Raw genomic sequence first — 11867 nt, 5'->3', positions numbered from 1 at the left:
CATTTAGTTTCGTGTCTTTAGTGGATAAAAAATCGTTTTATTCTCAGCATTCCTTTTCAGCCTAAGGCTCTTTTTCTTCTGCACCTAGGGCTCGTACGATGCCGGCCATGCGGCGCTGGGCTTCGCTGACTGGCATTTGGCTATCGCTAAAAAAGCGGTGTACTTGCGCTACAATCGCGTCTTTTAAAGCTTCATCTGATGCCATTCGATGTGTCAGGCTAGGCGCTTGCACCGTGCTGCCTTTAGCAAAGGTTTGCCAAGAGGATCGGGCGCAGCTATCCATTAAGCGAACATTAGCATCGCGCCGCACCGGCACCGATCCTTTGATTTTGTTGTAATTGGCCTGCACCGCTGGGGTAAGCAATAATTGGGCGAGCTTTTCTTGGCCCGCTTGCTTCATATAATTACCCGCAAACATCACCAGCGTATCGATGCTATAGAGGTGCATCTCATTGGTACCGGGTACGGGCACACAGCTAAAGGCCTCATCGGTGAGTAGGCCAGAAGCGTTTAATTCTCCCTTTACCCAATCGCCCATAATCAGCATCGCGGCTTCATCTTTTGCCAGCATCTTTGCCATCTGTGTCCACGTTTTTTCAGTGAGCGGATCAGGCATATAGCGGCGCAAAGCCCTTAGCCGCTCTAAGGCGCGGCCTAAACGTGGGTCAAAAAAAGCATTGGCTCGGCGGCGCACAAATAAATCTCGATAATAAGCAGGGCCGCCCTCGCTTAGCACCAGCGCTTCAAAAAGGGTGGCCACCTGCCAAGGCTCGCTGCTTTGCGCTAATGGAATAAATCCCGCGCGTTTAATTTTTTCTGCAGCGCGCTCAAACTCTGGCCAGCTTTGCGGAGCTGCCAGCCCAAGCTGCTTAAAAATCTTACGATTGTAAAACAATGTATTAATGCGATGAATACCCAGCGGTGCAGCAATCACATGCCCCCGTAAGCGGATCGAAGCATAGGGAGCAGGCCAAATCGACTTGGCCCAACCGCCTTGCTTGGCTACCTCATCCAGCTCTAATAACAAGCCTAAGTCCCCCCACTCTGCAATCGCAGGGCCAATGAGTTGGGCGGCTTGTGGCGCTTTATCTGATAACACACGGCTTTTTAAAACCTTCATGGCCCCAAGACCAGATCCCCCCGGAACGGCGGCGTCTTTCCACTCCCAAGACTCTTTGCTTAATCGCTCCACCAATATATCCGCTGCTCGCCTCTCTGAAACAGAAGTCCACCAATGCAATACCTCTAGGCTTTCTGCATGGGCATTCATAGCCAGCAGTAAGCAGATAGATATCAACATTTTGTAGAATTCAATCACCAGAATCTCTTTCAGGTTAGATGTGCGCAGCGGACTATAACGTAAGCAATCATGCTGATTTGTAAAAAAATGTTGCATGCAATATTGAATTGATCTTACTTAGAAATACAGCAAAGCGAACATCAGGGCGACTTTAATAAGCATGCTCGCAACAAGCTACGTAAAGAAATGTAACGCTCCATCTACCACAAAAAACAAAATATTGTTTTATATCAAATAGTTACAATAAAAACAATAGCCAAAAAATGCCATTTGGTGTCACATTTTCAAGGGTGCTATTGTCATTTCGCCGCGCACAAAGCGTATAAATAACAGCTACTGCGGCCAACCCTGAGGAGAGTCACTACATGAACACATTTGCTCGAAGCGCAATCATGGCCGCATTACTTGCTGCAGGCACCGCCCAAGCAGGCACATTAACCATTGAATCTTGGCGCGTAGATGATAAAGCACTGTGGGAAGAAGTATTGCTTCCCGCCTTCAATAAAAAATTCCCAGCGATTCAAGTCAAGTTTGCCCCAACCACCCCTACCGAATATGACTCTAGCCTAACAGCGCGTCTGGCCGGTGGCACTGCGGGTGATCTGATTACTTGCCGCCCGTTTGATGTGTCGCTCGCCAATTACAAAAAAGGCAGCTTAGATAAGCTCGACGGCAAGGCAGGCATGGAAAGCTTTCCTGCTTCAGCCAAAGTAGCGTGGCAAACCGATGATGGTAAAGATGCATTTTGTATGCCGATGGCGTCTGTGATTCATGGTTTTTTCTACAATAAAAAGATTTTCAAAGAATTAGGCCTTAACCCACCCAAAACCACCGATGAATTTTTAAAGGTGAACGAAGCTATTAAAAAAGGTGGTAAATACACCCCTATCGCCCTAGGCACGGCAGATCAGTGGGAATCTAATCAAATTGTCTTTACCAGCGTAGGCGCGCCTTACTGGAAGGGCGAAGTAGGCCGCAAGGCGTTGATCTCGGGCAAATCCAAATTTACAGATCCACAGTTTGTAGCGGCTTGGGATGCGATGAGCAAATGGGCTCCATACCTATCGAAAGGCGCATCGGCACAAACTTATGCCGACAGCCAAAATTTATTTGCTATGGGTAAAGCCGCCATTTACCCAACCGGCTCATGGGACATCGCTTACTTTAATAAAGAAGCCGGTTTTGAGTTTGGCGCATTCCCACCACCTGTACCTAAGGCTGGCGACAAGTGCGAGATCTCTGACCATACCGATATCGGCATGGGCGTAAACAGCAAATCTAAGAACAAAGAAGACGCTTATAAATTTTTGTCTTGGCTGGCTTCGCAAGAATTTGCGGATCTTTACACCAATAAAGTAACCGGCTTCTTTAGCCTGTCTAACCACCTGATCACGGTGAAAGACCCAGTGGCTAAGCAAATGCTGGAATGGCGTAAGAGCTGCGGCTCAACCATTCGCCTCAACGCACAAGTACTCAACCGTGGCGAGCCTTCGATGGAAAACCAGCTGTGGAACGTAAACAGCCAAGTATTGAACGGAAAACTCGCACCAAAAGAAGCCGCAGCCCAAGTGCAAGCTGGCTTTGCTAAATGGTACAAACCACAACAGAAATAATGCTGTAGGGGCACGGCATGCCGTGCCCACGCAATACCCGCAGAGCCACAATATTTTTGTTCTTCCTCTTCACACTCGACTGTGAATCTTGGTCGGCGGCGACATCGCTGCCGACATTTTTTTGGAGACACGTCATGCGGCGTCATTTTCCCTGGCATATCGTGGTGTTCCTTGCCCCCGCAGTGCTGATCTATTCCGTATTTAGCGCCCTACCCCTGCTCGATACCTTACGCCTCGGCTTTTTCACCACCAGTGAAACTGGCCAGCAAAGCTTTGCTGGCCTTGCCAACTATTACACCATTTTGTTTGATCCAGAATGGTCACACGCGTTTTGGAACGCGATGTGGAATAACTGTAAATTCTTTTTACTGCACCTACTCATCCAAAACCCGATTGGCTTATTGCTGGCCACGCTGCTCAGTCTAAAAAGCTTAAAAGGCGCAAAAACCTACCGCACGCTGATTTTCTTACCCACCCTGCTATCTGTAGTGATTATTGGTTTTATCTGGCAACTGATTCTCTCGCCGCTGTGGGGAGTGGGTGAAAAACTGATGGGCTTTGCTGGCTTAGCAGATTACTTTGCGCCATTTTTAGGTGATCAAGGATCGGCGCTAATTACGCTAGCCATGATCTCAGTCTGGCAGTTTGTTGGCATTCCAATGATGCTGATTTATGCCGCGCTGCTTGCCGTGCCTGAAGATATTGTTGAAGCCGCCCACGTTGAAGGCGCAAGCAGCTTACGTATTTTCTGGGAAATCAAGCTGCCGCTGATTCTGCCCACGCTAGGGCTTGTCACCATTCTGACCTTTGTTGGCAACTTTAATGCGTTTGATCTGATTTACTCGGTGAAAGGCGCGATTGCTGGCCCCAACTACAGCACGGATATCTTGGGCACGCTGTTTTACCGCACCTTTTTTGGCTACCAAAGCCAGATTGGCAGCCCCACCATGGGCGCAGCCGTCGCCACCATGATGTTCTTAGTGATTCTGAGCGGCGTAGGCGCTTATTTCTTCTTGGTACAACGCAAACTGCAAAGGTTTGAGTTGTAAGTTTTTATGTAAAAAAAATACCTAAAAATTCTGTGCGTACAGAGTCGTAGGGGGGGCACGATTTTGTGCCCACGCGTGGGGTAGAAGTCGCTAGCGCACTAGGTGAATGCTGGCTGCCGCGTGGGCACGATGAAACTGTGCCCACCCTACGATCTACGATCCTACGATGCTTTGTTAGCTATTAAAGTGAGAACACGATGAAAAAACTCAAAACTGGGGGCCTGGTGGTGCAGCTGACTTTGCTCTGCTACACGCTGCTGGCGCTGTTTCCTATTCTGCTGATCCTAATTAACTCGGTTAAAAGCCGCGCGGCCATTTTTGATGATCCGCTGGCGCTGCCCAATAGCGACACCTTCTCCCTGATCGGCTTTCAAAAGGTTTTAGCCAAGTCTGATTTCTTGCTTTATTTTGGCAACAGCCTGTCGGTAACGCTGATTTCGCTGGCGCTGATTTTGCTGTTTGGTGCGATGGCCGCATGGGCCTTATCTGAATACAAGTTTCGCGGCAACCGCCTGCTGGCACTGTTTCTGGCCATTGGCATTATGGTGCCAATCCGCCTTGGCACCGTTTCAATCTTAGAGCTGATCGTAAAGCTAGATCTAATCAACACCCTCACCGCACTGGTGCTGGTTTACACCGCCCAAGGCCTGCCACTGGCGGTAATGATTTTGAGCGAATTTATCGCCCAAGTACCCAAAGAGCTAAAAGAAGCGGCCCGCTGCGATGGCGTGGGAGAGTTCAAAATTTTCTTCCAGATTATCCTGCCACTGATTCGCCCTGCAGTGGCCACCGTGGCGGTGTTTACCATGATCCCAGTCTGGAATGACCTCTGGTTTCCGCTGATTTTAGCCCCAGGCGATGCCACCAAAACCGTCACGCTGGGCGTGCAGCAGTTTATTGGACAGTACGTCACCGATTGGAATTCGGTACTGGCAGCACTAAGCCTAGCAGTGATTCCAGTGCTGATTATGTATGTGATTTTCTCAAGACAACTGATCCGTGGCCTGACTTCCGGTGCGGTGAAATAGGCGTCAGGGATTAGGTTTCAGGAATCAGCAAAATCCAATCCCTTAAACCTAAGAACTAACTCCTAAAACCTAATTCCAAGCGAGCATGTAATGGCAACTGTAAAACTTAATCATTTAAGCAAGTCTTACGACAAGAAAACTCAGATTCTGACCGATATTAATCTGGATATTCAACACGGTGAATTTGTGGTTTTGGTCGGCCCTTCGGGCTGTGGCAAATCCACCCTGCTACGCATGCTCTCCGGCCTAGAAAGCATCAGTGGCGGCGAAATGCTGATCGACGATAAAGTGGTTAACGATCTACCGCCCGCCGAGCGTGGCATTGCCATGGTTTTCCAAAGCTACGCGCTGTATCCACATATGAATGTGTATAAAAACATGGCGTTTGGCCTGCGTGTGGCCGGTGAAGACAAAGCCGCTATTGAAAAGCGTATCCACCACGCCGCCGGTATTTTAAAAATTGACCATCTGCTAGAGCGCCTACCGCGTGAGCTATCCGGCGGGCAGCGCCAGCGCGTGGCAATTGGCCGAGCGATTGTGCGTGAGCCTAAGCTATTTTTATTTGATGAGCCGCTTTCTAATCTGGATGCGTCACTCAGGGTACAAACCCGTTTAGAAATCGCCAAACTGCATCGCAGCCTGAATGCCACTATTGTTTACGTAACCCACGATCAGGTCGAAGCAATGACGCTGGGGGATAAAATTGTGGTGATGAGCGATTGCAAAATCCAGCAAGCTGGTACCCCGCTCGAGCTATACCAACAGCCGGCCAATTTGTTTGTGGCCACTTTTATTGGCTCGCCCAAAATGAATCTGATCGATGGCACGGTGCTGCAGGCATCCAGCCAAAATGTAGAAATCGAGCTGGCAACAGGCGATAAAATCATTGCCGAAGTGAATGGCAGCAGCGCCAAGCCCGGAGACTTGGTTAAAGTGGGCATTCGCGCCGAGCATCTCGCCGAAGATGCTCGCCACAATGAGCGCTTTAGTGGCACGGTGAGTATTGTTGAGCACTTAGGCGAGGCCAATTACGTGTATATCACCCTAGCAAATGGGCAAGATATTGTGGTGCGTGGTGATGGGGATAGAGAAGTAAATCTGGGCGATACACTAGAAGTATCCGCGCCTGCGGCTGCCTTCCATGTGTTCAATCAAGATGGGCAAGCCCTGCCACGGCTAAAGCCCGGCAATATGAGTACGTCTAAAACCAAATAAGATTGTAGGGGCACGGCATGCCGTGCCCTCTCAATCAGCAGGGTCCTGCAACAAATCCAAAGGCAACAAGCCTTCCGCCACTACCTCATCCAAAGCCGACACCACCTGCGGATCAAACTGGGTGCCAGAGCGCTCGCGAATATAAGCCATTGTTTCTTCTAAAGGCCAAGGCTCTTTGTACGGGCGCTTATGCAGCAAAGCATCAAACACATCCACTAAAGCAACAATGCGGGCCGAAAGCGGAATCTCGTAATCCTTAGCGCCCAAGGGGTAGCCATTGCCATCGAAATGCTCATGGTGCCCTGCCGCTATTTCCGCACCTAAAGATAAATAAGTTGTACCCTCAACCAGCGCCACCGTTCTAGCTAAAATTTGTGCCCCCATCGGTGCGTGCTGATTCATGATTTCGCGCTCTTCTGGGGTCAAGCGGCCAGGCTTAAACAAAATATGATCTGGCGTTCCCACCTTGCCCACATCATGCAAAATACTTGCCATACCCACCATTTCCATAAACGCATTATCCATTTCATCAGGAAAAGCATTTTTGGCTTTTAAACGCCCAGCAATTGCATCGGTCAGCCTTTGCACCCGCAATACGTGGTCCCCAGTAGTTTGATCCCGAAACTCGCCTAAATCGGCCAAAGCCATCACCGTGGCCTCTTGAGAACGGCGTAATTGCTGGTAAAGATAAAGATTATCCATTGCCGCAGAAATACGTTCACAGAAAATATCTAATAAATTTCTGTCTACCAGTTCTAATGGCCAAGGCGGAGAAAAATGCACAACAAAATCATAACTATTACGGCCTGCAATATATAAAATTTCATAGGGATAATTAGATTGGCTGCATTTAGTTTTTAATGCTGTATTTAAGGCCAATAATAAATGGCTATCCTCAGGCAACATATCACCATCTAATAGCGAGCTAAATGGGCCGGTAGCGGCCAGAATCTCTAAACACTGCTGATCGCTTTTAGACTGGGCACATAGCATGCCATGCTCGCCTAAATTTAGAATTGCACCAATTTGCTTTAACACTCCAGAGGCAAATTCTTTTAATGAATGCAATTGATAAAGATTGGTTGCCCCTTCCAATATCTTTGCTAAGCCTTGGCTACTTTTTTCTAGGGCATGCAGGCTTTCAAAGCTACGTAAAGAGGCAATGACCGTGGTAAATATTTTATTAGCAACGAGTTCAGTTTTAGTTTTGTAATCATTAATATCGTATTCAAGCACCACCTGCTGCTCTGGCGCATGCCCAGGCTGCCCGGTGCGCAAAACAATACGCACTAATTGATTGCCTAGCTCATCACGAATACGCTTAACTAAACGCAGACCGGCGTCATCGGTTTCCATCACTACATCTAATATAGTTAAAGCAATATCTGTATTAGAGCCCAATACCTCAAAACCTTGCTGCCCAGAATAAGCATGCAAAATTTCTAGCCCACGGCCTTTATATGTAATGTTTTTTAATGCCAAGACCGTAGCCCGATGAACATCAGGCTCATCGTCCACAATCAGCAGTTTCCAAGGCTGACGTACAATTAGCCCTGAGGCTAACGACTCGTCCTCGTCATCCTCTAACATCCAATCTTCATTTTGATCTAGTGCCATTAATGTATCCCTAGTTCAAACAAATGCTTCACAGCGGCACCCTGCCAGTAACATGCTATTTTTCATTTAAGAATAGAGTGCTTAGCAAGCATTGCCAAGCCTTGATCGTGCTTATCAATCCATTCTGTGAAATAAACCCCTCTATAAATAGCTTTTGTAGCAAAGCTATCCTTGCAAATTAGCTTTCTCATCGAGCTACAAACAAAATATTATCGAATCTCATCATCGGTATTTATCACGGGCATAGACATTTAGTATTCTAAATTGCTTTGCTTAAGTAGCTGATCGCCAGCGGCTAATTGAGATTACAATAGAGGCTAAATTCATACCGAGTATCCATTATGGCCGTTCACCACCTAATCTCATCCCGTTTTGCCGCTGCGCTAGCCCAAGTTGGCGCACCGGATGCCACTCCAAATATTCAAATGGCATCAAAGCCTGAATTTGGCGACTATCAAGCCAATGGCATTATGGGGGCGGCCAAAGCACTTAAAATGAATCCACGCCAGCTGGCAGAGCAAGTTGTGGCCTGTGTTGATCTGGCAGGCATTGCCGATAAGCTTGAAATTGCTGGCCCTGGCTTTATTAATATTACTTTAAGTAATGAGTACTTAAGCAAGACACTAGCTGAGCAACACACAGATGCAAAATTAGGCACCGGTGTCGCCCTAGCTGAAACCGTTGTCATCGATTATTCCTCACCAAATCTCGCCAAAGAAATGCACGTGGGCCATTTGCGCTCCAGTATTATTGGCGATTCGCTAACCCGTATTTACGGCTATCTAGGCCATAAAGTAATCCGCCAGAATCATGTAGGCGATTGGGGCACGCAATTTGGCATGCTAACCGCCTATATGCTGGAAAACAAAAATCAAAATACAGAATTAGAACTGGGCGATTTAGAAGGCTTCTACCGCGCTGCCAAAGTACGCTTTGATGCTGACCCAGCTTTTGCTGATTTATCCCGCGAATATGTAGTTAAGCTGCAATCGGGCGATGCTGAAGTGCGCGCGCTGTGGCAACGCTTCCTGAATATCTCAATGAAGCATTGCGAAGATGTTTACCAAAAGCTAGGTCTATTACTGACCCGTGATGATGTGAAAGGCGAATCCTCTTATAACGATGATTTACCCGTCGTCATTGATGATCTGCGTGCCCAAGGTTTGCTCACTGAGAGCCAAGGTGCACAAGTGGTATTTCTTGAAGAATTCCGTAATAAAGACGGTGATGCGGCCGCCTTTATTGTACAAAAGCAAGGCGGTGGTTTTCTTTATTCCACATCCGATTTAGCCACAGCCCGCTATCGCACCGGTGTACTGGGTGCAAGCCGCATTCTGTATGTAGTTGATGCCCGTCAGGGGCTGCACTTTCAGCAGTTGTTTACCCTTGCTCGCAAAGCAGGCTTTGTGCCTGCTGACACGCACCTAGAACACGTCGCCTTTGGCACGATGATGGGCGATGATGGCAAACCATTCAAAACCCGCAGTGGCGAGCTGATCAAGCTGGTCGATTTACTCTCTGAAGCAGAAAGCCGTGCCTTTGATTTAGTCAGCAGCAAAAATCCAAATATGGACGAAGCCACCCGCAAGCATATCGCCCATGCAGTAGGTATTGCTGCGGTAAAATACTCAGATCTATCCAAGCATCGCACTAGCGATTATGTATTCGACTGGGATAGCATGCTTAGCTTTGAAGGCAATACCGCGCCGTATCTGCAATACGCCTACACCCGTATCGCCAGCATCTTCCGTCAGGCTGGCGATGTAGACTCCAAGGCCAAAATCGAATTAATCGAGCCAGCAGAGCACGCACTCGCCCTCACCCTAATACAGTTCCCAGATACGCTACAACAAGCGGCAAACGACACTTGTCCGCATATTTTATGCAGCTACCTTTACCAACTGGCTACCCGCTTTTCACGCTTTTACGACGCCTGCCCAGTGCTAAAAGCCGAAGGTGAGATTCGCAGCAGCCGTTTAGCCCTTTGCCAAGCCGCAGCGAAGACCATGCAAACGGGTTTAGATTTATTGGGAATTGAAGTGCTGCAAGAGATGTAAAATCTCTATTTCTAAGCCCGTAAAATATAAACGCCACTTTAAAATGAAGTGGCGTTTATATTTATTCCAATGCAATATTGCAAGCCTAATTAAGCAATTCATCACAAAAAATATTCCCGCCAATACGCGGAAATATTTACGGCTTAAGTGATAAAAGTTGATGCTAGTATTCGCATCCAGTTTGTAATGAAATTCCCATTGCATAAGTAGCTTTACTTACATCATGATTTATCTCTTTTAATATTCCTTTGTAGAAAAATAAATGAAAAAAAATATTCTTGCTTCCTTAGTTTTATCCACTTTGATTGCTTCACCAGTATTTGCTGAAGGCTTTTACATTGGTGCAGACTTAGGTAGCAGTAACATGTCCGCAGATATCAACGATCAAAATTTCAACAAAAACAATGCGGCCTGGGGTATTAACGGTGGTTATAAGTTTTCTCCATATCTGGCGGCTGAATTAGGTTACCGTGATTTTGGTAAAGCTGAAGAAAATTACTTTATTGCTAGTGCATCTCTTAAAGCAAAAGCAGTACAAGCATCCGTATTAGCTTCGTATCCATTCAACGATGCATTTAGCGTATTTGGCCGTCTAGGTGTTGCAAGCATTAAAACAACTGCAAAAGAAGAATCTCGCATCTTCGGCTACTCTAAGTCTAAAGAAGAAACTCAAACCAAAGCATTATTTGGTATTGGTGCTCAATACGCATTCAATAAAAACTTTAGCTTGCGTGCAGAATACAATCAATATGCAAAAATTGAAGATTTGAAATTATCAACATTCACTGTTGGTGCAAACTACAGCTTCTAAAAATAGATTAATTTATTTTTAGCAAAAAAAAAGCGCATTCTAATATGAAATGCGCTTTTTTATGCTCAAAAAACAAGCAATCGTTAACTAACCGCGGCTATTTACGATCAGCAAGTGATAGCCGAATTGAGTTTTTACAGGGCCTTGAACTTCGTTCAACGGCGCGCTGAAAACAACTTTATCAAATTCTGGCACCATCATGCCTGGGCCGAACGAGCCCAAATCACCGCCTTGAGCAGAAGAAGGGCAGCTAGAATGCTTCTTAGCAACGGCAGCAAAATCAGCACCGGCCAAGATTTCCTGCTTCAGTTCTTCACATTTGGCTTCGCTGCTTACTAAAAGGTGGCTTGCTGTAGCTTGTACCATTTCTAAAACTCCAAAGTATGATGCTAAAAATGCATCATTAAAAAACACAATATGTGCGTATGCTATAAAGCCACAGATGATGCCTTTGCCACAAATTTCAAGTAAACCTCGAAAAAAAACATCCTTCACAGCCTTAGCTTAAGACCAATGGTGGTGCTCTCCCATATACCAAGATCCAAATTGCCTTAAAATAGCGCGGTCCTGCATCCCAAATCGATATATCTTCATGAATAGCAGCAAAATCCGATTTTTCCGCCAGCGTATTCCCTCATTCGAATGTATCCCAGGCTGCCATGACTGCTGTGGCCCCGTTACAACCTCAAGCGAAGAAATGGCAAGGCTGCCACGCAAAAGTGCCGCAGAACAGGAAAAAGCACTGGAAAATCTGAGCTGCCCGCATCTTGGCGAGCAAGGCTGTACGGTTTATATGGAGCGCCCACTGATTTGCCGGCTATTTGGCACCACGCCAGTGCTTGCCTGCCCACACGGCAAACGGCCACAGTTGATGATTGATGAGAAAATTGAGCAACAAATTTATCAGTTTTTCAAAGAAACACGCCAAGTTTTAGTGTAAATAGTTAGTATCAAAACACTGCTATTTCATATGGATTTAAACAATGCAAATCATGACTACACCGCGTTTAAATTTAAATAAAATTAGCCTTGAAGATGAACTGCACCCCAAAAGTTGGACACCCGTCCATTTTTGGGGTGTTTTTATGTCCAAGTACACAATGCAATTCAAACTTACTGCCGTTCAGCAATAGTTAACGGGCGAAGCAGGTATTAAAACGATCGCCAAGCAACATGG

The 11867-nt window shown here is 46.7% G+C and carries 10 protein-coding genes; 7 read left to right on the top strand and 3 right to left on the bottom strand.

Annotated elements, in window-relative coordinates; genetic code table 11:
- Positions 1-61: 61 nt before the first annotated feature.
- Positions 62-1318, bottom strand: coding sequence for an ABC transporter substrate-binding protein (locus Q0R17_RS10925; RefSeq protein WP_293935062.1), 1257 nt, complete (start codon positions 1316-1318; stop codon positions 62-64).
- A gap of 347 nt (positions 1319-1665) precedes the next feature.
- Between Q0R17_RS10925 and Q0R17_RS10920 the strand changes: the two genes are divergently transcribed.
- The 4 genes from Q0R17_RS10920 (at position 1666) to Q0R17_RS10905 (ending at position 6205) form a co-directional block, all read left to right on the top strand.
- The gene (locus tag Q0R17_RS10920; RefSeq protein WP_293935059.1) at positions 1666-2913 is read left to right on the top strand and encodes an ABC transporter substrate-binding protein; all 1248 of its coding nucleotides are present in this window, start codon (positions 1666-1668) and stop codon (positions 2911-2913) included.
- Positions 2914-3047: 134 nt separating this feature from the next.
- Positions 3048-3962, top strand: a complete 915-nt coding sequence (locus Q0R17_RS10915; RefSeq protein WP_293935057.1) for a carbohydrate ABC transporter permease — start codon at positions 3048-3050, stop codon at positions 3960-3962.
- Positions 3963-4159: 197 nt separating this feature from the next.
- Positions 4160-4990, top strand: a complete 831-nt coding sequence (locus Q0R17_RS10910) for a carbohydrate ABC transporter permease (RefSeq protein WP_293935054.1) — start codon at positions 4160-4162, stop codon at positions 4988-4990.
- A gap of 90 nt (positions 4991-5080) precedes the next feature.
- Complete coding sequence (locus Q0R17_RS10905; protein ID WP_293935051.1) at positions 5081-6205, top strand: ABC transporter ATP-binding protein; 1125 nt, start codon at positions 5081-5083, stop codon at positions 6203-6205.
- 30 nt (positions 6206-6235) lie between these two features.
- On the opposite strand, the gene Q0R17_RS10900 is transcribed toward Q0R17_RS10905, so the two are convergent.
- The gene (locus Q0R17_RS10900; RefSeq protein ID WP_293935049.1) at positions 6236-7822 is read right to left on the bottom strand and encodes a DUF3369 domain-containing protein; all 1587 of its coding nucleotides are present in this window, start codon (positions 7820-7822) and stop codon (positions 6236-6238) included.
- 341 nt (positions 7823-8163) lie between these two features.
- On the opposite strand from Q0R17_RS10900, the gene argS reads away from it, so the two are divergent.
- On the top strand, positions 8164-9879 hold the full coding sequence (gene argS, locus Q0R17_RS10895) for an arginine--tRNA ligase (RefSeq protein ID WP_293935046.1): 1716 nt from the start codon (positions 8164-8166) through the stop codon (positions 9877-9879).
- A 262-nt stretch (positions 9880-10141) separates the two neighbouring features.
- On the top strand, positions 10142-10690 hold the full coding sequence (locus Q0R17_RS10890; protein ID WP_293935044.1) for a porin: 549 nt from the start codon (positions 10142-10144) through the stop codon (positions 10688-10690).
- Positions 10691-10777: 87 nt separating this feature from the next.
- Here Q0R17_RS10890 and Q0R17_RS10885 read toward each other — a convergent pair whose 3' ends face one another.
- Positions 10778-11056 carry a peptidylprolyl isomerase gene (locus Q0R17_RS10885; protein WP_046350621.1) on the bottom strand — a complete coding sequence of 93 codons (279 nt, stop codon included), beginning with the start codon at positions 11054-11056 and terminating at the stop codon, positions 10778-10780.
- A 220-nt stretch (positions 11057-11276) separates the two neighbouring features.
- On the opposite strand from Q0R17_RS10885, the gene Q0R17_RS10880 reads away from it, so the two are divergent.
- Positions 11277-11630, top strand: coding sequence for a YkgJ family cysteine cluster protein (locus tag Q0R17_RS10880; RefSeq protein ID WP_374759868.1), 354 nt, complete (start codon positions 11277-11279; stop codon positions 11628-11630).
- Positions 11631-11867: the final 237 nt, after the last annotated feature.

This window comes from Iodobacter sp. (assembly GCF_025352645.1).
GTDB lineage: Bacteria > Pseudomonadota > Gammaproteobacteria > Burkholderiales > Chitinibacteraceae > Iodobacter.
Note: the sequence above shows the minus strand (reverse complement) of the source record. Positions and strands in the feature narration are given on the sequence as shown.

Coding starts and splice junctions, on each gene's coding strand:
- Q0R17_RS10920 (WP_293935059.1), top strand. CDS start 1,666: ATGAACACATTTGCTCGAAGCGCAATCATGGCCGCATTACTTGCTGCA.
- Q0R17_RS10915 (WP_293935057.1), top strand. CDS start 3,048: ATGCGGCGTCATTTTCCCTGGCATATCGTGGTGTTCCTTGCCCCCGCA.
- Q0R17_RS10910 (WP_293935054.1), top strand. CDS start 4,160: ATGAAAAAACTCAAAACTGGGGGCCTGGTGGTGCAGCTGACTTTGCTC.
- Q0R17_RS10905 (WP_293935051.1), top strand. CDS start 5,081: ATGGCAACTGTAAAACTTAATCATTTAAGCAAGTCTTACGACAAGAAA.
- Q0R17_RS10900 (WP_293935049.1), bottom strand. CDS start 7,822: ATGGCACTAGATCAAAATGAAGATTGGATGTTAGAGGATGACGAGGAC.
- argS (WP_293935046.1), top strand. CDS start 8,164: ATGGCCGTTCACCACCTAATCTCATCCCGTTTTGCCGCTGCGCTAGCC.
- Q0R17_RS10890 (WP_293935044.1), top strand. CDS start 10,142: ATGAAAAAAAATATTCTTGCTTCCTTAGTTTTATCCACTTTGATTGCT.
- Q0R17_RS10885 (WP_046350621.1), bottom strand. CDS start 11,056: ATGGTACAAGCTACAGCAAGCCACCTTTTAGTAAGCAGCGAAGCCAAA.